At 59.8% G+C, this 22654-nt stretch carries 26 protein-coding genes; 21 read left to right on the top strand and 5 right to left on the bottom strand.

What is annotated here, in order from left to right; genetic code table 11:
* The first annotated feature begins 447 nt into the window (after nt 1-447).
* From flhD to FUU19_RS14920, 17 genes are all read left to right on the top strand, one after another.
* Nucleotides 448-798, top strand: coding sequence for a flagellar transcriptional regulator FlhD (gene flhD / locus FUU19_RS15000; RefSeq protein WP_004934891.1), 351 nt, complete (start codon nt 448-450; stop codon nt 796-798).
* The gene (gene flhC / locus FUU19_RS14995) at nt 798-1382 is read left to right on the top strand and encodes a flagellar transcriptional regulator FlhC (protein ID WP_016927281.1); all 585 of its coding nucleotides are present in this window, start codon (nt 798-800) and stop codon (nt 1380-1382) included. The genes flhD and flhC overlap by 1 nt, the downstream gene beginning before the upstream one ends.
* A gap of 145 nt (nt 1383-1527) precedes the next feature.
* Nucleotides 1528-2418, top strand: a complete 891-nt coding sequence (gene motA / locus FUU19_RS14990; RefSeq protein ID WP_015378266.1) for a flagellar motor stator protein MotA — start codon at nt 1528-1530, stop codon at nt 2416-2418.
* Complete coding sequence (gene motB / locus FUU19_RS14985) at nt 2415-3491, top strand: flagellar motor protein MotB (RefSeq protein ID WP_230490835.1); 1077 nt, start codon at nt 2415-2417, stop codon at nt 3489-3491. Before motA ends, motB begins: the two co-directional genes overlap by 4 nt.
* Nucleotides 3488-5512, top strand: a complete 2025-nt coding sequence (gene cheA / locus FUU19_RS14980; protein WP_230490836.1) for a chemotaxis protein CheA — start codon at nt 3488-3490, stop codon at nt 5510-5512. Before motB ends, cheA begins: the two co-directional genes overlap by 4 nt.
* 32 nt (nt 5513-5544) lie before the next feature.
* Nucleotides 5545-6045: a chemotaxis protein CheW gene (cheW, locus tag FUU19_RS14975; RefSeq protein ID WP_025303271.1), complete on the top strand. Its 501-nt coding sequence runs from the start codon at nt 5545-5547 to the stop codon at nt 6043-6045.
* A gap of 195 nt (nt 6046-6240) precedes the next feature.
* Nucleotides 6241-7911: a methyl-accepting chemotaxis protein gene (gene tsr, locus FUU19_RS14970; RefSeq protein WP_141968152.1), complete on the top strand. Its 1671-nt coding sequence runs from the start codon at nt 6241-6243 to the stop codon at nt 7909-7911.
* Between the two features lie 76 nt (nt 7912-7987).
* Nucleotides 7988-9604 (top strand): methyl-accepting chemotaxis protein, encoded by a 1617-nt coding sequence (locus tag FUU19_RS14965; protein ID WP_047730456.1) that lies wholly within the window; start codon nt 7988-7990, stop codon nt 9602-9604.
* 37 nt (nt 9605-9641) lie between these two features.
* Nucleotides 9642-10514, top strand: a complete 873-nt coding sequence (gene cheR / locus FUU19_RS14960; protein WP_141968156.1) for a protein-glutamate O-methyltransferase CheR — start codon at nt 9642-9644, stop codon at nt 10512-10514.
* Nucleotides 10514-11563 (top strand): protein-glutamate methylesterase/protein-glutamine glutaminase, encoded by a 1050-nt coding sequence (locus FUU19_RS14955; RefSeq protein ID WP_089195992.1) that lies wholly within the window; start codon nt 10514-10516, stop codon nt 11561-11563. The genes cheR and FUU19_RS14955 overlap by 1 nt, the downstream gene beginning before the upstream one ends.
* Nucleotides 11564-11665: 102 nt before the next feature.
* Entirely contained in the window at nt 11666-12055 is a 390-nt protein-coding gene (gene cheY / locus FUU19_RS14950) for a chemotaxis response regulator CheY (protein ID WP_006326141.1), read from the top strand.
* Nucleotides 12056-12065: 10 nt separating this feature from the next.
* Nucleotides 12066-12710: a protein phosphatase CheZ gene (cheZ, locus tag FUU19_RS14945; protein ID WP_004934858.1), complete on the top strand. Its 645-nt coding sequence runs from the start codon at nt 12066-12068 to the stop codon at nt 12708-12710.
* Nucleotides 12711-12835: 125 nt separating this feature from the next.
* The gene (gene vapB, locus FUU19_RS14940) at nt 12836-13069 is read left to right on the top strand and encodes a type II toxin-antitoxin system VapB family antitoxin (protein WP_230490838.1); all 234 of its coding nucleotides are present in this window, start codon (nt 12836-12838) and stop codon (nt 13067-13069) included.
* On the top strand, nt 13069-13467 hold the full coding sequence (gene vapC / locus FUU19_RS14935; protein ID WP_230490839.1) for a type II toxin-antitoxin system tRNA(fMet)-specific endonuclease VapC: 399 nt from the start codon (nt 13069-13071) through the stop codon (nt 13465-13467). The genes vapB and vapC overlap by 1 nt, the downstream gene beginning before the upstream one ends.
* A 126-nt stretch (nt 13468-13593) precedes the next feature.
* Nucleotides 13594-14745 carry a flagellar biosynthesis protein FlhB gene (flhB, locus tag FUU19_RS14930; protein ID WP_043138644.1) on the top strand — a complete coding sequence of 384 codons (1152 nt, stop codon included), beginning with the start codon at nt 13594-13596 and terminating at the stop codon, nt 14743-14745.
* Nucleotides 14738-16816, top strand: coding sequence for a flagellar biosynthesis protein FlhA (flhA, locus tag FUU19_RS14925; RefSeq protein WP_141968158.1), 2079 nt, complete (start codon nt 14738-14740; stop codon nt 16814-16816). Before flhB ends, flhA begins: the two co-directional genes overlap by 8 nt.
* A complete protein-coding gene (locus FUU19_RS14920; protein WP_033635000.1) occupies nt 16816-17220 on the top strand; it encodes a flagellar protein FlhE in 405 nt (134 codons plus the stop codon). Before flhA ends, FUU19_RS14920 begins: the two co-directional genes overlap by 1 nt.
* A gap of 2 nt (nt 17221-17222) precedes the next feature.
* Here FUU19_RS14920 and FUU19_RS14915 read toward each other — a convergent pair whose 3' ends face one another.
* The 5 genes from FUU19_RS14915 to flgA all read right to left on the bottom strand — a co-directional run bounded on the left by FUU19_RS14915 (nt 17223) and on the right by flgA (nt 19691).
* Nucleotides 17223-17525, bottom strand: coding sequence for a helix-turn-helix domain-containing protein (locus FUU19_RS14915; protein WP_084827646.1), 303 nt, complete (start codon nt 17523-17525; stop codon nt 17223-17225).
* Entirely contained in the window at nt 17518-17892 is a 375-nt protein-coding gene (locus FUU19_RS14910; RefSeq protein ID WP_230490840.1) for a type II toxin-antitoxin system RelE/ParE family toxin, read from the bottom strand. Before FUU19_RS14910 ends, FUU19_RS14915 begins: the two co-directional genes overlap by 8 nt.
* A 230-nt stretch (nt 17893-18122) precedes the next feature.
* Nucleotides 18123-18557, bottom strand: a complete 435-nt coding sequence (locus FUU19_RS14905; protein WP_123895274.1) for a flagella synthesis protein FlgN — start codon at nt 18555-18557, stop codon at nt 18123-18125.
* Between the two features lie 39 nt (nt 18558-18596).
* Nucleotides 18597-18908: a flagellar biosynthesis anti-sigma factor FlgM gene (gene flgM, locus FUU19_RS14900; RefSeq protein WP_019452957.1), complete on the bottom strand. Its 312-nt coding sequence runs from the start codon at nt 18906-18908 to the stop codon at nt 18597-18599.
* Between the two features lie 129 nt (nt 18909-19037).
* Nucleotides 19038-19691 carry a flagellar basal body P-ring formation chaperone FlgA gene (gene flgA / locus FUU19_RS14895; protein ID WP_141968164.1) on the bottom strand — a complete coding sequence of 218 codons (654 nt, stop codon included), beginning with the start codon at nt 19689-19691 and terminating at the stop codon, nt 19038-19040.
* Nucleotides 19692-19851: 160 nt separating this feature from the next.
* On the opposite strand from flgA, the gene flgB reads away from it, so the two are divergent.
* The 4 genes from flgB to flgE are packed head-to-tail and all read left to right on the top strand — an operon-like array spanning nt 19852 to nt 22643.
* Nucleotides 19852-20265, top strand: coding sequence for a flagellar basal body rod protein FlgB (gene flgB, locus FUU19_RS14890; RefSeq protein WP_141968166.1), 414 nt, complete (start codon nt 19852-19854; stop codon nt 20263-20265).
* Nucleotides 20266-20270: 5 nt separating this feature from the next.
* Nucleotides 20271-20675, top strand: a complete 405-nt coding sequence (gene flgC, locus FUU19_RS14885; protein ID WP_004934826.1) for a flagellar basal body rod protein FlgC — start codon at nt 20271-20273, stop codon at nt 20673-20675.
* Nucleotides 20676-20687: 12 nt separating this feature from the next.
* A complete protein-coding gene (gene flgD / locus FUU19_RS14880; RefSeq protein ID WP_141968168.1) occupies nt 20688-21365 on the top strand; it encodes a flagellar hook assembly protein FlgD in 678 nt (225 codons plus the stop codon).
* A 54-nt stretch (nt 21366-21419) separates the two neighbouring features.
* Entirely contained in the window at nt 21420-22643 is a 1224-nt protein-coding gene (gene flgE / locus FUU19_RS14875; protein WP_015378255.1) for a flagellar hook protein FlgE, read from the top strand.
* Nucleotides 22644-22654 lie beyond the last annotated feature (11 nt).

The following is a 22654-nucleotide window of genomic DNA, read 5'->3' as shown; positions in this document are numbered from 1 at the left end:
ACATTGTTTTTAAGACGTTTTTTTACCTGCGTCTGTTTTGTGAGCAAAATGGCGGTCAATAAATGTGCGTATTTGGGGGTATTTGGCTTAAATATTTTTTATTTTTGTGATCTATGTCACATTGTATTTAAAATTGCCTCTCACTTACATTGTGTGTGCTAATGGTTCGGGGGTAGAGTTGCGCTGCTTTAGGAATAATCTTATTAAATTTGTAAAAATAGTTTCATGGTGGCTAAACACTATCGAAGCAGAATGCTGTACATCCATACACGTTGGTTTACGCTCGTAGCAAATACTGAACAGTGGTCGAATTTAGCGATTGGCGAAAATTATAGCAGTCGTTTTTGAGAGATTAATTTGCCAACTTTGGGAAACAACCCAGGTCACGGGCGATAAAATTTATCACCCAGCGTATGTTTTTAAACATAGTCTGTCGGGATGGGGAATATGGGTACGTCTGAATTACTTAAGCATATTTATGACATCAATTTGTCATATTTACTTTTAGCACAGCGTTTGATCAACGATGAAAAAGCGTCCGCGATGTTCCGCCTTGGTATTGATGAAACCATGGCCGATGCGTTGGCGCAGCTGACTTTGCCGCAAATGGTCAAACTGGCCGAGACCAACCAGCTGGTTTGCCACTTCCGCTTTAACGAAAGCCAGACCATCGAACGCCTGACCAAAGAGTCGCGCGTCGACGATCTGCAACAAATCCATACCGGCATTTTGCTATCAAGCCATTTACTGCAAGAGCTATCGAGTAAAGACGCTAGCCCGACGAAGAAAAGAGCCTGATGATGGTTGAGAAAAGTATTGTTCAAGAAGCCAAGGACATTCAGCTTGCCATGGAGCTGATTTCACTGGGAGCCCGTTTGCAGATGCTGGAGAGCGAAACCCAGCTCAGCCGCGGGCGCTTGATTAAACTTTATAAGGAGTTGCGCGGTAGCCCGCCGCCAAAAGGGATGTTGCCGTTCTCAACCGACTGGTTTATGACCTGGGAACAAAATATTCACTCGTCGATGTTTTACAACGCCTACCTGTTCCTGATGAAAAGCGGACAGTGCAGCGGGGTGGAGGCGGTGATCAAAGCCTATCGCCTCTACCTGGAACAGTGTCCGCAGCAGGCCGGCGAGGCGCCGCTGCTGGCGCTGACCCGTGCCTGGACGCTGGTGCGTTTCGTCGATAGCGGCATGTTGCAGCTCTCTGCCTGCAGCTGCTGCGGCGGCGCATTTATCACTCATGCGCATCAGCCGCTGAATGGTTTCATCTGCAGTTTATGCCAACCTCCATCCCGCGCCGTAAAAAGACGTAAACTTTCGCCGCAACTGGCCGATATTATTCCTCAACTGCTGGACGAGCAGGTCAAACGCGCCATTTGAGCCGCCACATTGCCGGCTCTCGGCAATGAATACCGACGTGTGATACGCAGGGGCGGCATGCCGCCCCCAGACACGCAGCCTGGTCTGTCGCGCCAGGGCGCGTTTGCCCCACCTTCCATCCACATTGTTAATTTAAGGAATGCGTGTGCTAGTTATTTTGGGTTATCTCGTGGTATTGGGTGCGGTGTTTGGCGGCTATCTGATCGTGGGCGGTCATCTCGGTGCGTTATATCAACCGGCGGAGTTTCTGATTATCGGCGGGGCGGGTGTCGGCGCTTTCATCGTCGGCAACAACGGCAAGGCGATCAAGGCCACGCTGCGCGCGCTGCCGCGACTGATGCGCCGTTCCAAATACAACAAAGATCTGTACATGGATCTGATGGCGCTGTTGTTCCGCCTGCTGGCCAAATCGCGTCAGCAAGGCATGCTGTCGCTCGAGTTCGACATCGATAATCCGCAAGAAAGTGAAATTTTCTCTAATTATCCGCGCATCCTTGCCGATAACACCCTGGTGGAGTTCATTACCGACTATTTACGGCTGATGGTGAGCGGCAATATGAATGCGTTCGAGATCGAAGCGCTGATGGACGAAGAGATCGAAACCTACGAGCAGGAAAGCGAAGTGCCCGCCGGCAGCCTGGCGATGGTGGGTGACTCCTTGCCGGCGTTCGGTATCGTCGCGGCGGTGATGGGGGTGGTGCACGCCCTGGCTTCGGCCGATCGGCCGGCTGCGGAACTGGGGGCGCTCATCGCTAACGCCATGGTCGGTACTTTCCTCGGTATTCTGCTGGCCTACGGTTTTATCTCGCCGCTGGCCACGTTGCTGCGCCAGAAGAGCGCCGAAAACGTCAAGATGATGCAGTGCATCAAGGTCACGCTGCTGTCGAGCCTGAACGGATACGCGCCGCAGATCGCGGTCGAGTTTGGCCGCAAAACGCTGTATACCACCGAACGTCCTTCTTTCGTTGAGCTGGAAGAACACGTGCGCCGCGTGAAAGCGCCGGCGCAGCAGGCGACGGAAGAAGAAGAAGCATGAAACAGAATCATCCGGTCGTTCTGGTCAGAAAGCGCAAGTCGCATCATGCCGCCCATCACGGCGGCTCCTGGAAGATCGCTTATGCCGACTTTATGACGGCGATGATGGCGTTCTTTCTGGTGATGTGGCTGCTGGCGATCGCCAGCCCGCAGGAGCTGACGCAAATCGCCGAATATTTCCGCACGCCGCTCAAGGTTGCCTTGACCAGCGGCGACAAAAGCAGCTCCGAAAGCAGCCCTATTCCAGGCGGCGGCGACGATCCGACGCAACAGCATGGTCTGGTGAGAAAGCAGGTCGACTCGCCGGACTCGCGCGCCGAAGAGCTGCGCCTGAACAAACTGCGTGAAAAGCTGGATGAGCTGATTGAGTCCGATCCGCGCCTGAAGGCGCTGCGCCCGCATCTGTTGATCAACATGATGGATGAGGGGCTGCGCATTCAGATCATCGATAGCCAGAACCGGCCGATGTTCAAAACCGGCAGCGCGCAGGTCGAGAGTTATATGCGCGATATTCTGCGGGCGATAGCGCCGATCCTCAACGACCTGCCGAACAAGATCAGCCTGTCCGGCCACACCGATGATATCCCTTATGCCACCGGCGAGCGCGGTTACAGCAACTGGGAACTGTCGGCCGATCGCGCCAACGCCTCCCGACGCGAGCTGATCGCCGGCGGCCTGGCGGAAGGCAAGGTGCTGCGGGTGGTGGGCATGGCAGCCACCATGAGCCTGAAACAGCACGGTGCCGATGACGCAATTAACCGCCGCATCACCGTGCTGGTGTTGAATAAGCAAACGCAAGAAGGCATCGAACACGAAAATGCCGAAAGCAAAGCGATGGATATCGCCCAGCCGGATAGCCTGAAACAGCTGGCGCCGTCGGCGACTGCGCCGGCCAGCCAAACGCCGGAACCCCAGGCGGTAACGCCGACCGATCAAGCGACGCCGCCGGCGACGGACCCTGTCGCCCAATCGCAGGCATCCCCGGCGATAGCTCCGGCCGGTCAAACGCCGGAACAACCGGCGGCCACACCCGCACCGACTAACCGCGACTCACAGCCAGAGGTGACCCCGTGAGCATGGACATTAGCGATTTTTATCAGACCTTCTTTGATGAAGCGGACGAGTTGCTGGCCGACATGGAGCAACACCTGCTGGAGCTGGATCCGCTGGCCCCCGATATCGAGCCGTTGAACGCCATCTTCCGTGCGGCGCACTCGATCAAGGGCGGTGCGGCGACCTTTGGCTTTTCGGTGCTGCAGGAAACCACCCACCTGCTGGAGAACCTGCTGGACGGTGCAAGACGCCAGGAAATGAGCCTGAGCACCGAGATTATCAACCTGTTTCTGGAAACCAAAGACATTATGCAGGAGCAACTGGACGCCTATAAAACTTCGCAACAGCCTGACGCCGAAAGCTTTGAATACATTTGCCAGGCGCTGCGCCAGCTGGCGTTGGAGGCGCAGCAGCAGCAGCAGGATACGCCTGCGGCTGAACCGGCCGTTCAGCAGCCTGTCGTGAAGCCGGCGGCCGCACCGGCGGCGATCGAAGGCGGTATGCGCATTAGCCTGAACGGGTTGAAAGCCAGTGAAATCCCCTTGATGTTGGAAGAGCTGGGCAACCTCGGCGAGGTTAAAGACCCGCATCAGACGGAACACAGTCTGGACGTGACGTTGCTCACCTCCGCCAGCGAAGATGACATCAGCGCCGTGCTGTGCTTCGTGCTGGAACCGGAACAAATCAGCTTCTCGACGCCGACGCAGAGCGAACCGGCCGCCGTGGAAGCGAGCTTACCGGAGGCGGTCGCCGTGCCGGAACCTGCGCCAGCGCCGGTCGCCAGCGCCGTGCCGCCTGCCGCCAAACCGGCCGCCGCAGCGGCGGAAGCGCCAAAAGCGCGCGCCAAGGCGAGCGAATCCACCAGCATTCGCGTGGCGGTGGAAAAAGTGGATCAGCTGATCAACCTGGTGGGCGAACTGGTGATCACCCAGTCGATGCTGGCGCAACGCTCCGGCACGCTGGATCCGGTGAACCACGGCGATCTGCTGAACAGCATGAGCCAGCTGGAGCGTAACGCGCGCGATCTTCAAGAGTCGGTCATGTCGATCCGCATGATGCCGATGGAATATGTCTTCAGCCGCTACCCGCGCCTGGTGCGCGATTTGGCCGGCAAGCTGAACAAACAGGTGGAACTGACGCTGCAGGGCAGCTCCACCGAACTGGACAAGAGCCTGATCGAACGCATTATCGATCCGCTGACGCACCTGGTGCGCAACAGCCTCGATCACGGTATCGAAGAACCGGCCACCCGCATCGCCGCCGGCAAGTCGGCGGTGGGCAATCTGGTGCTGTCGGCCGAACACCAGGGTGGCAACATCTGTATTGAGGTCATCGACGACGGCGCCGGCCTGAACCGCGAAAAAATTCTCGCCAAGGCCGCGTCGCAAGGGCTGGCGGTGAGCGACAGCATGAGCGATGAAGAAGTCGGCATGCTGATCTTTGCTCCGGGCTTCTCTACCGCCGAGCAGGTGACCGACGTTTCCGGCCGTGGCGTCGGCATGGACGTGGTGAAACGAAATATTCAGGAGATGGGCGGCCACGTCGAGATCCGTTCACAGGCCGGTAAAGGCACCACCATCCGCATCCTGCTGCCGCTGACGCTGGCGATCCTTGACGGCATGTCGGTCAAGGTGAACGACGAAGTCTTCATTCTGCCGCTGAACGCGGTGATGGAATCGCTGCAGCCGCAGGCGGAAGATCTTCATCCGTTGGCCGGCGGCGAACGCGTGCTGCAGGTGCGCGGCGAATATCTGCCGCTGGTAGAACTGTATAGGGTATTCGAAGTGGAAGGCGCCAAAACCGACGCCACGCAGGGCATCGTCGTTATCCTGCAAAGTGCCGGTCGCCGCTATGCGTTGCTGGTGGATCAGCTGATCGGCCAGCATCAGGTGGTGGTGAAGAATCTGGAAAGCAACTACCGCAAAGTGCCGGGCATTTCCGCCGCGACCATTTTGGGCGACGGCAGCGTGGCCTTGATCGTCGATGTCTCGGCGTTGCAAACCTTGAACCGTGAAAAGCGTCTGACGGGCGCCGCCGCATAATAATGAGTTTATTGATTTAAAAGGTGAATGATATGGCAGGATTGGCAGCCGTCAGCAAGTTGGCTGGCGAAACGGTAGGGCAAGAGTTTCTGATTTTCACCCTGGGCAACGAGGAGTACGGCATCGATATCCTCAAGGTGCAGGAAATTCGCGGCTACGACCAGGTGACTCGTATCGCCAACACACCGGCGTTCATCAAGGGCGTCACTAACCTGCGCGGCGTGATCGTCCCGATCATCGATCTGCGGGTGAAATTCTCGCAGCAAAGCGTGTCTTACGATGAGAACACCGTGGTGATCGTGCTGAACTTTGGCCAGCGCGTGGTGGGCATCGTGGTCGACGGCGTTTCCGACGTGCTGTCGCTGACCGCCGAGCAGATTCGCCCGGCGCCGGAGTTCGCGGTGACGCTGGCGACCGAATACCTGACCGGCCTCGGTTCGCTGGGCGAGCGCATGCTGATCCTGGTGGATATCGAAAAGCTGCTGAGCAGCGAAGAGATGTCGCTGGTCGACAGCGTGGCGAAAAGCGTCTGATTCATGACCCCAGGGGGCAGGGCGCTGCCCCCTTCATCCATCACTCTTCCTGACCTGTCGCGATGCCGCAGACCGTGCCCGTAACCCCCACTAAAAATAGTTACTTTCCCGCATAAAGTTTTGCCGCACGGCGCCGATAACTCTCACATTCAACGTCATCAGAGCCTGTCTGCGCGGGCTTCAACAAGGGAAATCATGTTAAATCGTATGAAGGTGGTCACCAGCCTGTTGCTGGTGTTGGTGCTGTTTGGCGCCTTGCAGTTGATTTCGGGCGGACTCTTTTTCTCCTCGCTGAAAAGCGATAAGGAAAACTTTACCGTCCTGCAAACTATCCGCCAGCAGCAGCTGCAGCTGAGTGAAAGCCGCGTTGACCTGCTGCAGGCGCGCAACTCCCTGAACCGTGCCGGTATTCGCTACATGATGGATACCAATAAGATCGGCAGCGGCGCCACCATTGATGAACTGCTGGGCAAAGCGAAAGAAGAGCTGGCCGAGGCGGAAAGACACTATGCCGCTTACGAAAAAATCCCGCAGGATCCGCGTCAGGATCCCCAGTCGGCGGAACGCGTTAAACAGCAATACGACATTCTGTACGGCGCGCTTTCCGAACTGATCCAACTGCTGGGCGAAGGCAAGATCAACGCCTTCTTCGATCAGCCTACGCAGAGCTACCAGGACAACTTTGAGCAGAGCTACAACGTTTATCTGGAGCAAAACGGCAAGCTGTACCAGATCGCGGTTGACGGCAGCAACAGCTCTTACAACTCGGCCATCTGGACGCTGATCGTGATTCTGGTCGTGGTGCTGGCGGTGATCGTACTGGTCTGGACCGGTATCCATCACATCCTGGTGCGCCCGCTGAACCGCATGATCGATCACATCAAGCAGATCGCCGCCGGCGACCTGACTCAGCAGATCGTCGTCAACAGCCGCAACGAAATGGGCGTGCTGGCGGCCAGCCTGAAACACATGCAAGGCGAACTGATTGAAACCGTCAGCGGCGTACGTCAGGGCGCGGACGCCATCTACAGCGGCGCGTCAGAAATCGCTGCGGGCAACAACGATCTCTCCTCCCGCACCGAGCAGCAGGCCGCGTCGCTGGAAGAGACCGCCGCCAGCATGGAACAGCTGACCGCGACGGTGAAACAGAACGCCGAAAACGCCCGTCAGGCTTCACAGCTGGCGTTGAGCGCCTCCGAAACCGCGCAGAAAGGCGGCAAGGTCGTGGCCAACGTGGTGCAGACCATGCATGACATCGCCGGCAGCTCGCAGAAAATTGCCGATATCACCGGCGTGATCGACGGTATCGCCTTCCAGACCAACATCCTGGCGTTGAACGCCGCGGTGGAAGCGGCGCGTGCCGGCGAGCAGGGCCGCGGCTTCGCGGTGGTGGCCGGCGAAGTGCGTAACCTGGCGCAGCGCAGCGCGCAGGCGGCGAAAGAGATCAAAGGCCTGATCGAAGATTCGGTCAGCCGCGTCGATATGGGCTCCGTGTTGGTCGAAAGCGCCGGTGAAACCATGGGCGACATCGTCAACGCCGTTACCCGCGTGACCGACATCATGGGCGAAATCGCCTCGGCGTCGGACGAGCAGAGCCGCGGTATCGATCAGGTTGGCCAGGCGGTAGCGGAAATGGACCGCGTCACCCAGCAGAACGCCTCGTTGGTGGAAGAATCCGCCTCGGCGGCGGCGGCGCTGGAAGAACAGGCCAGCATGCTGACCCAGTCGGTGGCGGTATTCCGCCTGAGGCAGGAAGGCCAGGAAGAGTTTAAAGCGCCTGTCACCAGCAAGGCGACGGTAACACCGGTAATCAATCATAAGAAAATGAACGCCAGCGATCTGCAGGATAACTGGGAAACGTTCTAACCGGTATCGGGCCTCTCTCGCAGAGGCCCTTTTCCCTACGTAGGCCGGTCGCCGGCCGGCTGCAAGGAGGTTCACAGTGTTTAACCGAATCCGTATCTCTACCAGCTTGTTCCTGTTGTTGATGACCTTCTGCGTTCTGCAGTTGGCCAGCAGCGGCCTGTCGTATTCCGCGTTTCGCTCCGATAACCACAACCTCGACATCATCACCCTCGGCAGCCAGCAGCGCGATTCGCTCAGCCTGAGCTGGGTGTCGCTGTTGCAGGCGCGCAATACGCTGAACCGCGCCGGCACCCGCGCGGCGCTGAAGCTGCCGCAGGAGCAGGTGAACGAACTGATGAGCAGCGCCCGCAGTTCGCTGCAGAAGGCCGACCTCTATTTCAATCAGTTTATGGCGGTTGAACGCAGCAGTGAACAGCAGAGCCAGCAGACGGCCACCACCAAGGCCAGCTACGAGCGGCTGCGTGGCGCGCTGCGTGAACTGATCGGTTTCCTGGAAAAGGGCGAGCTGCAGGCGTTTATGGATCAGCCGACGCAGAAAACCCAGGACCTGTTTGAGGCCGACTTCGTGCAGTACCTGCAACTGGTCAACGGCGACATCAGCGAGGCCAGAGACGCCAATCAGTTCTCCTTCACGTTGGCGGGCCTGATGCTGGCGGGCGCGGTATTGATGCTGATCGTGGTGACCGGCAGCGCCATGTGGTGGTTGCGCACCATGTTGGTACAACCGTTGAACCAAATCCGCAGCCACTTTGAACGCATCGCCGCCGGCGATTTGGCGACGCCGATTCAGGTGTATGGCCGCAATGAAATCAGCATGCTGTTCGCCAGTCTGCAACGCACGCAGCAGTCGCTGATCGGCACCGTCGGCGCGGTGCGCGACGGGGCGGAGTCAATACTGATCGGCCTGCAGGAGATCTCCGAAGGCAATAACGATCTTTCTTCCCGCACCGAGCAGCAGGCCGCTTCGCTGGAAGAGACCGCCGCCAGCATGGAACAGCTGACCGCGACGGTGAAGCAGAACGCCGACAATGCGCGACAGGCCTCACAGTTGGCGCGCGATGCCTCGGCCACCGCGGCCAAGGGCGGCGAACTGGCCGGTGACGTTGTGACCACCATGCACGATATCGCCAACAGCTCGCAGAAAATCGGCGCTATCACCAGCGTGATTGACGGCATCGCTTTCCAGACCAACATTCTGGCGCTCAATGCGGCGGTGGAAGCGGCGCGCGCCGGTGAACAGGGGCGTGGTTTCGCCGTGGTCGCCGGTGAAGTGCGCAACCTGGCGAGCCGCAGCGCGCAGGCGGCGAAAGAGATCAAGGTACTGATCGACGAATCGGTCAGCCGCGTCAAACACGGCTCGGTGCTGGTGGAAAACTCCGGTGCCACCATGCAGGACATCGTGCGTTCGGTGACCCGCGTGACCGACATCATGGGCGAGATCGCCTCGGCTTCGGATGAACAGAGCCGCGGCATCGAGCAGGTGACGCAGGCGGTGACCCAGATGGATCAGGTCACTCAGCAGAACGCCGCGCTGGTGGAAGAATCCGCTTCTGCCGCCACCGCGCTGGAAGAGCAGGCCATTACCTTGGCCGACGCGGTCGCGGTATTCCGTCTGGCGGACGATAACTTCGTCGCGCCAGGTAACAGCAACAACGCAGTTTCACCCGTGGTAAAGGAAGCCCAAGATTGTTAAACCGCATAAGCAGCACGTTTTTCTCCGGTGAGGTGGCATGAAACAGACGCCGTCAACTTCTAACCGGGATACTGCGTCGATGTTGACGCAAATGGTGCAGCGCCTGCCGCTGTCGGACGTGCATTTTCGCCGTATCAGCCAGTTGATTTATCAACGCGCCGGCATCGTGCTGGCGGAGCATAAGCGCGAGATGGTTTACAACCGCCTGGTGCGCCGGTTGCGGCTGTTGGGATTGCACGATTTCGGTGACTACCTGGCGCTGCTGGAAAGCGACCCGAACAGCGCAGAGTGGCAGGCGTTCATCAACGCGCTGACCACCAACCTGACGGCCTTTTTCCGCGAGGCGCATCACTTCCCGATCCTGGCGGAACACGCGCGCTCGCGGCCGAACGGCTACAGCGTCTGGAGCACCGCGGCCTCGACCGGCGAAGAACCGTATTCGATCGCCATCACGCTGAGCGATGCATTGGGTCAGCGGGCCGGCAGTTGCCAGGTCTGGGCCAGCGACATCGATACGCAGGTGCTGGAAAAAGCGGAGGCGGGCGTATACCGCCAGGAAGATCTGCGTACCCTGACGCCGACCCAAATGCAGCGCTATTTCCTGCGCGGCACCGGGCCGCATCAGGGGCTGGTGCGCGTGCGGCCGGAGCTGGCGGCGCGGGTCAACTTCCAGCCGCTGAACCTGCTGGCGCCGGAGTGGGCGCTGCCGGGGCAATTCGACGCCATTTTTTGCCGCAACGTCATGATCTATTTCGATAAGGCGACGCAGGAGCGCATCCTGCGCCGCTTCGTTCCCTTGCTTAAGCCGGGGGGGCTGATGTTTGCCGGCCACTCCGAGAATTTCAGCCAGATCAGCCGGGATTTCTACTTGCGTGGGCAGACCGTGTATGGGCTGACCAAGGAGAGGTAATGAGTAAAATCAGAGTGTTATGCGTAGACGATTCGGCACTGATGCGCCAGCTGATGACGGAAATCGTGAACGGCCACGCCGACATGGAAATGGTAGCGACCGCGCCGGATCCGCTGGTGGCGCGCGATCTGATCAAAAAGTTTAATCCCCAGGTGCTGACGCTGGACGTCGAGATGCCGCGCATGGACGGGCTGGATTTCCTCGAAAAGCTGATGCGCCTGCGGCCGATGCCGGTGGTGATGGTCTCTTCGCTGACCGGTAAGGGGTCTGAGATTACGCTGCGCGCGCTGGAGCTGGGCGCGGTGGACTTCGTCACCAAACCGCAGCTCGGTATCCGTGAGGGCATGTTGGCCTACAGCGAACTGATTGCCGAGAAGATCCGCACCGCCGCCAGAGCGCGCCTGCCGCAGCGTTCCAACAGCCCGGCGCCGGCGATCCTCAGCCACGCGCCGCTGCTGAGCAGTGAAAAATTGATCGCCATCGGCGCCTCCACCGGCGGCACCGAAGCGATCCGCCAGGTACTGCAGCCGCTGCCGGCCACCAGTCCAGCGCTGTTGATCACCCAGCACATGCCGCCCGGTTTCACCCGTTCGTTCGCCGAGAGGCTGAACAAACTGTGCCAGATCACGGTGAAAGAAGCGGAGGACGGTGAGCGTGTGTTGCCGGGCCACGCCTACATCGCACCGGGGGACCGCCACCTGGAGCTGGCGCGCAGCGGCGCCAACTATCAGGTGAAGCTGCATGACGGCCCGGCGGTCAACCGCCATCGTCCGTCTGTCGACGTGCTGTTCCGTTCGGTGGCGCAATATGCCGGCCGCAATGCGGTGGGGGTGATCCTCACCGGCATGGGGAACGACGGTGCGGCGGGGATGCTGGAGATGCACCGCGCCGGGGCGTATACCCTGGCGCAGAACGAGGCGAGCTGCGTGGTGTTCGGCATGCCGCGCGAGGCGATCGCCAGCGGCGGCGTCAGCGAAGTGGTCGAGTTGGACAGGATGAGCCAGCGCATGTTGGCGCAGATTTCCGGCGGCCAGGCATTGCGTATTTGATTTTAGTCCGCAGGGTTTACTCGGCGGCGATATGACCCTGGTTCGCCGCGCGGCGGCCTGCGGTTTTGCATCATTAAACGGTTAACTATTTCAGGAGTAACAATGGCAGACAAGAACCTCAGATTTCTGGTTGTGGACGACTTTTCCACCATGCGCCGCATCGTCAGAAATCTGCTCAAAGAGCTGGGCTTCAACAACGTCGAAGAAGCTGAAGACGGCGCGGATGCGCTGAACAAGCTGCGCGCCGGCGGTTTCGACTTCGTGGTGTCCGACTGGAACATGCCGAACATGGACGGGCTGGAGCTGTTGCAAACCATCCGCGCCGATGGCGCGCTGGCCGCGATGCCGGTGCTGATGGTGACGGCGGAAGCCAAGAAAGAAAATATCATCGCGGCGGCGCAGGCCGGCGCCAGCGGTTATGTAGTGAAACCTTTTACGGCGGCGACGCTGGAAGAAAAGCTCAACAAGATTTTTGAAAAATTGGGCATGTAAGGAGAGGGCGATGAGAGACATTCCAATGCCTGCCAGCGATGCAGCGACCGCGGGAGAGATTATCTCCCGCATCGGCCAACTGACCCGAATGCTGCGCGACAGCATGCGCGAACTGGGGCTCGATCAGGCGATCGCCCAGGCGGCAGAGGCGATCCCGGATGCGCGCGACCGTCTTGACTATGTCGTAACCATGACGGCGCAGGCGGCGGAACGGGCGTTGAACTGCGTGGAGGCGGCGCAACCGCGCCAGGCGGAGCTGGAATCCGGCGCCAACGCGTTGAAAGGGCGCTGGGACGAGTGGTTCGCCAATCCCATCGAATTGGACGATGCGCGTTCTCTGGTCAACGACACGCGCCAGTATCTGGATCAGGTGCCGGGCCATACGGCCTTCACCAATGCCCAGCTACTGGAAATCATGATGGCGCAGGACTTCCAGGATCTGACCGGTCAGGTGATCAAGCGCATGATGGACGTGGTGCAGGAGATCGAAAAGCAGCTGCTGATGGTGCTGATGGAAAACATGCCGGAGCAGCCGGTGAAGGAAAAACGGCCGAACGACAGCCTGCTGAACGGCCCGCAGCTCGACCAGAACGGCGTCGGCGTCATCGCCAACCAGGCGCAGGTCGACGATCTGCTCGACAGCCTCGGTTTCTAAGGCTTTTCGGGGCGCGCGACGGCGCGCCCCGAAAGTTGCGCGGTGTCCCGCAAAGATTAATGTATATAGCATTGCTATATACATCATGGCGGTTATAATTTGTACTCCAATTTAAGGAGGTCGCCATGACGTTAGGTTCTGTCTTTACCAATAATCGGACACAGGCTGTACGCTTGCCCGCAGAGGTGCGTTTCCCTGATACCGTTTCTAAAGTGACCGTCCGCGTAGTGGGCAAAGAGCGCATTCTTACCCCCCTGGAGAATACCTGGGACAGTTTCTTCTGTGCGGAAAATGAGGTGAGCGATGATTTCCTCAATGAACGTGCAGGACAGCACCAGGGCGAGCGGGAAGATTTTTGATGTTCAGTCATATGCTGGACACCAACATTGTTATCTATGTCATCAAGCGCCGGCCGCTGGAAGTGCTGGAGGCATTCAACCGCTATGCAGGTAAAATGGTCATTTCGTCGATCACCTATGGCGAATTGGTTCACGGGGTGGAGAAAAGCGCTCGTCCAACGGTGAACGCCAGAGTAGTTGAGGATTTTGTCTCCCGATTGGACATTCTCGATTACAGCGCCAAAGCGGCATCGCACTACGGCAATATCCGGGCTGCGCTGGAACGCCAGGGAACGCCTATTGGCGTAAACGATCTACATATCGCCGGGCATGCGCGCAGCGAAGGATTGATCCTGGTGACCAATAATCGACGCGAATTTGAGCGCGTTGAGGGTTTGCGGCTGGAAAATTGGTTGTAACCTCTCCCTGATGGTCTCATCCCCTAAATAACCCGCCTTTTTCCCCGTTGTTCCGCCAATGACATCGCCAATTTTTTGGCATGCTGACCGCCATTCTTTACCCTCCCGACACAGGAACGGCGTTTCGTGGCTGAAGACAGCGATCTGGAAAAAAGCGAGGCCCCCACGCCCCACAGGCTGGAGAAGGCGCGTGAAGACGGCCAGATCCCGCGTTCCCGCGAATTGACCTCGGTGCTGATGCTGCTCTCGGGCCTCGCGATCATCCTGATGTCCGGCAGCAACATGGCGCAACAGCTGGCGGCGATGCTCACGCAGGGGTTGAACTTCGACCACGGCATGGTCAGCAACGATAAACAGATGGTGCGCCAACTCGGCATGCTGCTGCGCCAGGCGGTGCTGGCGCTGTTGCCGATCATGGCGGGGCTGGTACTGGTGGCGCTCGCCGCGCCGATGCTGCTGGGGGGCATTCTGTTCAGCGGCAAGTCGATTAAATTCGACTTGAAGCGGTTGAACCCGTTGTCCGGGTTGAAGCGCATCTTTTCCACTCAGGTGCTGGCCGAGCTGCTGAAAGGGATCCTGAAAGCGACGCTGGTCGGCTGGGTGACCGGTCTTTATCTGTGGCACAACTGGGCGGCAATGCTGCATCTGATGACCCAGCAGCCGCTCGATGCGCTGGGCAATGCGCTGCAGATGATCCTGTTCTGCGGTTTTCTGGTGGTGTTGGGATTGACGCCGATGGTGGCGTTCGACGTGTTCTACCAGCTGTGGAGCCACTTCAAAAAGCTGAAGATGACCAAGCAGGATATTCGCGACGAATTCAAAGACCAGGAAGGGGACCCGCACGTTAAGGGGCGTATTCGTCAGCAGCAGCGGGCGATCGCCCGGCGCCGCATGATGGCCGATGTGCCCAAAGCGGACGTGATCGTCACCAACCCGACGCACTACGCCGTCGCGTTGCAGTACAACGACAAGAAAATGAGCGCGCCGAAGGTGCTGGCCAAAGGGGCCGGCGAAATCGCCTTGCGCATTCGCGAGCTCGGTGCGGAGCACCGCATCCCGATGCTGGAAGCGCCGCCGCTGGCGCGTGCGCTGTATCGACACAGCGAGATTGGACAACATATTCCGGCCACCCTGTATGCCGCCGTCGCCGAAGTGCTGGCCTGGGTGTACCAGCTGCGCCGCTGGCGGCGCGAGGGCGGCCTGATCCCGAAAAAACCTGAACGTTTACCGGTGCCGGAAGCACTGGATTTTGCAAGAGAGAGTGACTCTGATGGCTAATTTGGCCTCCCTGCTTCGTTTGCCGGGCAATTTTAAAGATACGCAGTGGCAGGTGTTGGCCGGCCCGGTGTTGATCCTGCTGATCCTGTCGATGATGGTGCTGCCGTTGCCGGCGTTTATCCTCGACCTGCTGTTTACCTTCAACATCGCGCTGTCAATCATGGTGCTGCTGGTGGCGATGTTCACCCAGCGCACGCTCGAATTCGCCGCCTTCCCGACCATTCTGCTGTTCTCCACGCTGCTGCGTTTGTCGCTCAACGTCGCGTCGACGCGCATCATCTTGCTGGAAGGGCATACCGGCTCCGCCGCTGCCGGCCGCGTGGTGGAGGCCTTCGGCCACTTCCTGGTGGGGGGCAACTTCGCCATCGGTATCGTGGTGTTCATCATCCTGGTGTTGATCAACTTCATGGTCATCACCAAGGGAGCCGGGCGTATCGCCGAAGTGGGCGCGCGTTTCGTCCTGGACGGCATGCCGGGTAAACAGATGGCGATCGACGCCGATCTGAACGCCGGGTTGATCGGCGAAGACGAAGCGAAGAAACGCCGTGCCGAAGTGACCCAGGAGGCCGATTTCTACGGCTCGATGGACGGTGCCAGTAAATTCGTGCGTGGCGACGCCATTGCCGGCCTGATGATCATGGTGCTGAACGTCGTCGGCGGCCTGTTGGTCGGTGTCGTGCAGCATGGTATGGAGCTGGGGGCGGCGGCGGAAAGCTATACGCTGCTGACCATCGGTGACGGTCTGGTGGCGCAGATCCCGGCGCTGGTGATCTCCACCGCCGCCGGCGTTATCGTCACCCGCGTCGCGACCGATCAGGACGTCGGTGAGCAGATGGTGGGCCAGCTGTTCAACAATCCGCGCGTGATGTTGCTGAGCGCCGGGGTACTGGGGCTGTTGGGCCTGGTGCCGGGCATGCCGAACCTGGTGTTCCTGCTGTTTACCGCCGCTTTGCTGGGCCTGGCCTGGTGGCTGCGTGGCCGTGAACAACAGGCACCGAAAACGGTGGAGGCGCCGGTGATGCCGGAGAATCCGCAGGCCGCCGAGGCCAGCTGGGCCGATGTCCAGTTGGAAGATCCGCTGGGGATGGAAGTAGGCTATCGGTTGATTCCGATGGTCGATTTTCAACAGAACGGCGAGCTGCTGGGCCGTATTCGCGGTATCCGCAAGAAATTCGCGCAGGACATGGGCTATCTGCCGCCGGTGGTGCACATTCGCGACAATCTGGAGCTGCCGCCAGCCAGTTACCGCATCCTGATGAAAGGCGTCGAGATCGGCAGTGGCGAAGCGCAGCCGGGCCGCTGGTTGGCGATCAACCCCGGCAATGCCGTGGGTGAGCTGGCGGGAGACAAAACCATTGATCCGGCCTTTGGGCTCGAGGCGGTATGGATCGACAGCGCCTTGCGCGAGCAGGCGCAGATCCAGGGCTTTACCGTGGTGGAAGCCAGCACCGTAGTAGCGACGCACCTTAATCACCTGATCGGCCAGTTCGCCAGCGAGCTGTTTGGCCGCCAGGAAACTCAGCAGCTGCTGGACCGTGTTTCACAAGAGATGCCGAAGCTGACCGAAGACTTCGTGCCGGGCGTGGTGTCGCTGACCACGCTGCACAAAGTGCTGCAAAACCTGCTGGCCGAGCGTGTTTCTATCCGCGATATGCGCACCATCGTCGAAACGCTGGCGGAACATGCCCCGGCGCAAAGCGATCCTTATGAGCTGACCACCGTGGTACGGGTGGCGCTGGGCCGGGCGATCACACAGCAGTGGTTCCCAGGCAACGGCGAGATTCAGGTCATCGGTCTGGATACCCAACTGGAGCGCCTGTTGTTGCAGGCGTTGCAGGGCGGAGGCGGTCTGGAACCGGGGCTGGCCGATCGCCTGCTGGATCAGGCGCGCCAGGCGCTGCAGCGGCAAGAGATGCTCAGCGCGCCGCCGGTGCTGCTGGTCAACCATGCGCTGCGTGCCTTGCTGGCGCGCTTCCTGCGCCGCAGTCTGCCGCAGATCGTGGTGTTGTCCAACCTCGAAATCAACGACGATCGCCAGATTCGCATGACCTCGACCATTGGAGCCGCCTGATGAAACGTTGTCTGTTCGTGCTGTGTTTGCTGGCGCCGTTAACCGCCGGTGCGGTGTCCGGCTCCTGGGTGGCCGAAGGGGCGGGCGTGACGTTGGAACAGGGCGGCATGCGCGATGAGTCCGCCGGTTTGCGGCCGCCGAACGCGCTGCCGGATGCCAATGCGCGCATCACCCGCGTCAGCTGGCGCTACCGTTTACTGGGGCCGGAGCCGGCCGGGCTGCAGGCCCAGCTGTGTACGGTGAACCGTTGCATTCCGCTCGGCGGCGGCAGCGGCAGCAGCAACGGCCTGCAGGGCGAACCGGCCAATGCGGAATTGCGCTTTGTCTATTACGTGCAGTCGCAAGGCGGGCTGAACCCGCCGCTGCGGGTGATTGGCAATCAGGTGATCGTCAATTATCAGTAGGATCAGGCCAGAATTTGCAGGCCGTTGCGTTCGACCAGTGACAGCAGCTTCATTGCGGCGGAGTTCGGTTGTGCTTCGCCGCGCTCCCATTTCTGCACCGCCTTTTTACTGACGTTGAGATACAGCGCAAACACCGGCTGACTGACGTTTTCCCGTTCGCGCAGCGCGCGGATCTCGGCCGGCCCGAACTGTTTCACCGGCCGCAGGCACAGCATGTCGAAGGTGCGCATGGTCACGTCGTCGACGAAACCGGCGCGGTGCAGGCCCTGAACTTCCTGGTGGATCTCGGCAAGAATTTTACTCATCGCTTAGCCTCCGTAATTCCTTGTTGTTGACCAGCTGGTAGAGTCTGAAGGGGGAATAATCCAGATACAGCGCAGCCAGATGTTTCAATCCTTGTAACTCGTCCGTACTGATGTTTTCTCTCTCGCTTTTGGCAAAGCCGCGCATAAAAAACAGGCGTTCTTCATCGCGAAAAACGATCAGTACCCGATAACCGCCCCGTTTGCCCGCACCAGCCCGAGCGATTCGCTTCTTGTACACGTAACCGCCAAGACTGGCGTCGTACAGCTGACGTTGCATTTCTCGCGCCGCTTTCACTATCGTGACGTCGCTGATGCGCTCGCGCGCGGCAAAACCCTGAAAGGTTTTGGTGAGATAAATGTCGGCCATTCGCTCTCCCTGCGAATCTATACCCGTCAAGGGTATATTTCAAGTGGTTTAAAAATCACCACAGGGTGACAAGCGGCCAAAGGGAAATAAACAGCCAAATTCACGCCATGCGCAGCCTGGCGCAAAGCCTTAAGTGAATTCAAAGAGTGATAGGGAGAAAATGCGAGGGGATGTGCAAAAGCCGGTTAACGCGTACCCGGTGATAGGCTCACCGGGCGAAATCAGACAGGTCAGACGCCGATTTTTCTGCCGAGCAGGCTGCCGGCGTGCGACTGGCCGTCCGGGCCATACAGCGATTTGTTGTTCTTGCTGAGGATCGCCAGCGCCTGAGCGTTATGGTCGATCTGCTGATTGAGCAGCAGGCCATTGTGCTGATTCTTCTCGCGCAGCGTTTGGCTCAGCAGTTGAACGCGTTGCCAGCGATCGGCCAGGGGCGCATGGCTGGAATAGGGGGCGCGTTGCCCGCAGGCTTTCTCCTGCCCCAGGCGCTGTTGCTCGAGGTAAGCGACCGTCGCCAGCAGTTGGCTTTTGGCATCGGTGACGCGCTGCAATGCCACGCCGGGCAACTGGCCAGAGCACAGCAAGTCGTGCTCTTCCTCCAGCACGCCATTGAGCGCCTGCAGCGTTTCCAACAGTTTGTCCAGCAGTTGTGCCAGGTTTTCCATAGTGATGACTTATCCTTTACCGCTACTCGCCGCGCGCTGTCAGTCGCGTCCGGCGATCCATTGAATATCGCTCTGCGCGTCTTGCAGCAGCGCGTCGGCGATTTTGCCGGCGTCCATCTTCAGCTCGCCGTTGCGGATCGCCTGCTTGATCGCCTCGACCCGGCCCATATCGATATCCTGGGTGCCCGGCTGCATCAGGCGCGCCTGCGCCTCGCTCAGTTTGACCTGCGTGCCGCTGACGGCGGTTTCGGCCACGGCGGCCTTGCGCGGTTGGAGCGGGTTGTCGGCCGGGGTTTCACGCGGTTGCACAGTGGAAACCGGCTGTAACCGCTGGGTGCGATCGATACTCATGGTCCATCTCCGTTTACGCCGTGGCCGCTCGGGGGCGACGACGCTGCAATGAAAGTTTTGCGGCCCTGGTGGCCAATAAAATGCTGCTTGATTTGTCTTATCGGCAAGGTTTGCGGAACCTTTACTTTTTTATAACGTAATGCGAATCGCGCCGTCGTCTCCGACCACGCCGCTGACGATCTGCCCAGACGCCATGCGCACGCGCACGCTGTCTTCGGCGGCGGCGTTGTTCATCGCCTTACCCGCACCGCTGATGTTGAATCCTTCGCCCTGCGCGGTGACCTGCACCGGTTGCCCGGCCTTGATAATCCAGGCGCGGCGCAGCATGGCGAGGGTTAGCGGTTGGCCAGGACTGATATTGCGCAGGCTGACTGCACCTAACGCTTTGCCCGCTTCGGTCAGCGCGCGCGGCGGCAGGGTATCGAGCCGGCCTTCCTTCAACGTCAGATCCGCCGCCGTCAACCGGCTGCCGGCGCTGATGCCGCGCGCCGAAACCAGATAGCGCCCGAATACCTGCACCTGCGTCTGGATAAAACGCCGCTCCTGGCCACAGCGCGCCGAAATGCTGACGTTGCCGCCGATCCGCGCATTGGGCGGCAGCGACAGCTGCGGCAGTTCGCAGGCGGGCCATTGGGCCGGCGGCGTGCGCACCCGCACTTTCACCTGCACCGGCTCGCCGGTGAACTTGCCTTTGATGAAGCTTTCGATTTGCGTCGCCAGATCGTCGGCGCGCGCGTTCAGACTGCACAGCAGGCCGATAAGCAGCAGCATTTTACCTTTCATCGTCATCTTCTCAAGCTTCATCGGGATACGCGTAAGTGTACCCGCAGCGCGCGCAGGCTAAGCAGATAAATAGCGCCCCATTTTGCGTCTATTCCCGCGATAGGGTGGCGCAGGGGACGTTTATCCTGTCGACTCCAAATTCTAACCTCGCGGAGGGAGCATGCTCGACAAACTGGACGCGGCTCTGCGCTTTGGCCAAGAGGCGCTGAACTTGCGCGCCCAGCGGCAGGAAATTCTGGCCGCCAACATCGCCAACGCAGACACACCGGGTTATCAGGCGCGGGATATCGATTTCGCCAGCCAATTGAACAAAGTGCTGGAACAAGGGCGCGTCAACGGCAACGGCATGTCGCTGAACCTGACGGCGGCGCGCCACATCCCGGCGCAGACCCTGCAGCCGCCGCAGCTCGATCTGTTGTACCGGGTACCGGATCAGCCGTCGATGGACGGCAACACGGTGGACATGGATCGCGAACGCACCAACTTTGCCGATAACAGCCTGAAATATCAGACCGACCTGACGCTGCTCAGCGGGCAGATCAAAGGGATGATGTCCGTGCTGCAACAAGGATAAGGCGCATGTCTTTACTGAACATTTTTGATATCTCCGGCTCGGCGTTATCGGCGCAATCCCAGCGCATGAACGTCAGCGCCAGCAACATGGCCAACGCCGACAGCGTGACCGGCCCGGACGGCGAGCCTTACCGCGCCAAGCAGGTGGTGTTCCAGGTCGCGGCGGCCCCTGGTCAGCCGACCGGCGGCGTGCGCGTCGCCCAGGTGGTGGACGATCCGGCGCCAGAGCGTCTGGTCTATCAGCCGGGCAACCCGCTGGCGGATGCCAAGGGCTACGTGCGCATGCCGAACGTCGACGTGGTGGGCGAAATGGTTAACACCATCTCCGCCTCGCGCAGCTACCAGGCCAACGTCGAGGTGCTCAACACCACCAAGTCGATGATGATGAAAACCCTGACGCTGGGTCAGTAACCGGAGGTTCCCATGGCTATCGCCGCAACCACTAACGAGCCGTTGGACAACACCGTCATCGGTAACAACAGCAAAAATACCAACAGCCAGGATCTGCACAACAGCTTCCTGACGCTGCTGGTGGCGCAGTTGAAAAACCAGGATCCGACCAATCCGATGCAGAACAACGAACTGACCTCGCAGCTGGCGCAGATCAACACCGTTCAGGGCATCGAAAAACTCAACACCACGCTGGGCTCGATCTCCGGCCAGATCAACAGCAACCAGTCGCTGCAGGCGACGGCGCTGATCGGTCACGGCGTGATGGTGCCGGGCAACAACATTCTGGTCGGCAGCAAGGATGGCAAGGTCAGCACCACGCCGTTCGGCGTGGAACTGGAGCGCGCCGCCGATCAGGTGACCGCCACCATCACCAACGCCAGCGGGCAGGTGGTGCGCACCATCGAAATCGGCGGTCTGACCGCCGGCGTACACGCCTTCACCTGGGACGGTTCGCTGGATGACGGCTCCACCGCGCCCGACGGCGCCTACAAAGTGGCGATTAACGCCAAAGGCAACGGCGAGCAGTTGGTGGCGCGCAGCCTGCACTTCGGGCTGGTGAACGGCGTGATCCGCGACGGTAACGGCGCCAAGCTGGATCTCGGCCTGGCGGGCAACGCCACCCTGGAAGACGTGCGACAGATCTTATAACCCTCAGCATCAGGCTCAATCGGACGATAGCCTGACCACTATTCGGAGAATAACATGGCCTTTTCTCAGGCAGTCAGCGGCTTGAACGCGGCAGCAACCAACCTGGACGTGATCGGTAACAACATCGCCAACTCCGCGACCGCGGGCTTCAAATCCGGCAGCGTGTCCTTCGCCGACATGTTCGCCGGTTCGCAGGTTGGTCTGGGCGTTAAAGTGTCCGGCATCACCCAGAACTTCAAGGGCGGCACCACCACCGGCACCAGCCGTGCGCTGGATGTGGCCATCAACGGCAACGGCTTTTTCCGCATGCAGGATAAAGACGGCGGCATCTTCTATACCCGCAACGGCCAGTTCAAGCTGGACGAGAACCGCAACCTGACCAACATGCAGGGCCTGCAGCTGACCGGCTACCCGGCGGCCGGTTCTCCACCGACCATCCAGCAGGGTGCCAACCCGGTGCCGCTGAGCATTCCTGAAGGCATGATGAACGCCAAGGCGTCTACCTCCGGTGAGATGGTGGCCAACCTGAAGTCCACCCATAAAGTGCCGGAGAACAAGACGTTCGATCCGACCAAACAGGACAGCTACAACTACGTCAACACCATCACCGCCTACGACTCGCTGGGTAACGCGCACAACATCAACGCCTACTTCGTGAAGACGGAAGACAACAAGTGGCAGGTCTACACTCAGGACGGCAGCGCAGCGCCAGTGAACGCCGGCACCATGGAGTTCAGCACCAGCGGCAACCTGGTGAAAACCACCAGCACCAACGGTGCGCCGGGGGAGTTCAGCATGGTGATCCCGATGACCGCCAAAGACGGCGCACCGGCGCAAAACTTCACCCTGAGCTTCGCCGGCAGCATGCAGCAGAACGTGGGCAGCGACTCGGTGAGCAAAGTGGCGCAGGACGGCTATGCCGCCGGTGAATACACCAACTTCCAGATCAACAACGACGGCACAGTGGTGGGCATCTACTCCAACCAGCAGACTCAGGTGCTGGGCCAGATCGTCATGGCCAACTTCTCCAACCCGGAAGGGCTGGCGTCGCAGGGCGATAACGTGTGGCAGGAAACCGGTGCGTCCGGTCAGCCGCGCGTTGGTCTGTCGGGCGGCGGCGGCTTCGGTAAGCTGACCAGCGGCGCGCTGGAATCTTCCAACGTCGATCTGAGCCAGGAGCTGGTGAACATGATCGTCGCACAGCGTAACTACCAGTCCAACGCCCAGACCATCAAGACGCAGGACTCCATCCTGCAGACGCTGGTTAGCCTGCGCTAATAAGGTCGAGT

The sequence above is a fragment of the Serratia montpellierensis genome (assembly GCF_020858655.1).
GTDB classification, from domain to species: Bacteria; Pseudomonadota; Gammaproteobacteria; order Enterobacterales; family Enterobacteriaceae; genus Serratia; species Serratia montpellierensis.
This window is presented reverse-complemented; position numbering and strand designations above follow the sequence as displayed.

Coding starts and splice junctions, on each gene's coding strand:
- flgD (WP_141968168.1), top strand. CDS start 20,688: ATGGCTATCGCCGCAACCACTAACGAGCCGTTGGACAACACCGTCATC.
- tsr (WP_141968152.1), top strand. CDS start 6,241: ATGTTAAATCGTATGAAGGTGGTCACCAGCCTGTTGCTGGTGTTGGTG.
- flgC (WP_004934826.1), top strand. CDS start 20,271: ATGTCTTTACTGAACATTTTTGATATCTCCGGCTCGGCGTTATCGGCG.
- FUU19_RS14905 (WP_123895274.1), bottom strand. CDS start 18,557: ATGGAAAACCTGGCACAACTGCTGGACAAACTGTTGGAAACGCTGCAG.
- motB (WP_230490835.1), top strand. CDS start 2,415: ATGAAACAGAATCATCCGGTCGTTCTGGTCAGAAAGCGCAAGTCGCAT.
- flgE (WP_015378255.1), top strand. CDS start 21,420: ATGGCCTTTTCTCAGGCAGTCAGCGGCTTGAACGCGGCAGCAACCAAC.
- flhC (WP_016927281.1), top strand. CDS start 798: ATGATGGTTGAGAAAAGTATTGTTCAAGAAGCCAAGGACATTCAGCTT.
- flgM (WP_019452957.1), bottom strand. CDS start 18,908: ATGAGTATCGATCGCACCCAGCGGTTACAGCCGGTTTCCACTGTGCAA.
- FUU19_RS14915 (WP_084827646.1), bottom strand. CDS start 17,525: ATGAGTAAAATTCTTGCCGAGATCCACCAGGAAGTTCAGGGCCTGCAC.
- cheY (WP_006326141.1), top strand. CDS start 11,666: ATGGCAGACAAGAACCTCAGATTTCTGGTTGTGGACGACTTTTCCACC.
- flhA (WP_141968158.1), top strand. CDS start 14,738: ATGGCTAATTTGGCCTCCCTGCTTCGTTTGCCGGGCAATTTTAAAGAT.
- cheR (WP_141968156.1), top strand. CDS start 9,642: ATGAAACAGACGCCGTCAACTTCTAACCGGGATACTGCGTCGATGTTG.
- FUU19_RS14920 (WP_033635000.1), top strand. CDS start 16,816: ATGAAACGTTGTCTGTTCGTGCTGTGTTTGCTGGCGCCGTTAACCGCC.
- cheW (WP_025303271.1), top strand. CDS start 5,545: ATGGCAGGATTGGCAGCCGTCAGCAAGTTGGCTGGCGAAACGGTAGGG.
- vapC (WP_230490839.1), top strand. CDS start 13,069: ATGTTCAGTCATATGCTGGACACCAACATTGTTATCTATGTCATCAAG.
- flgA (WP_141968164.1), bottom strand. CDS start 19,691: ATGAAAGGTAAAATGCTGCTGCTTATCGGCCTGCTGTGCAGTCTGAAC.
- vapB (WP_230490838.1), top strand. CDS start 12,836: ATGACGTTAGGTTCTGTCTTTACCAATAATCGGACACAGGCTGTACGC.
- FUU19_RS14955 (WP_089195992.1), top strand. CDS start 10,514: ATGAGTAAAATCAGAGTGTTATGCGTAGACGATTCGGCACTGATGCGC.
- cheZ (WP_004934858.1), top strand. CDS start 12,066: ATGAGAGACATTCCAATGCCTGCCAGCGATGCAGCGACCGCGGGAGAG.
- flhD (WP_004934891.1), top strand. CDS start 448: ATGGGTACGTCTGAATTACTTAAGCATATTTATGACATCAATTTGTCA.
- flgB (WP_141968166.1), top strand. CDS start 19,852: ATGCTCGACAAACTGGACGCGGCTCTGCGCTTTGGCCAAGAGGCGCTG.
- FUU19_RS14910 (WP_230490840.1), bottom strand. CDS start 17,892: ATGGCCGACATTTATCTCACCAAAACCTTTCAGGGTTTTGCCGCGCGC.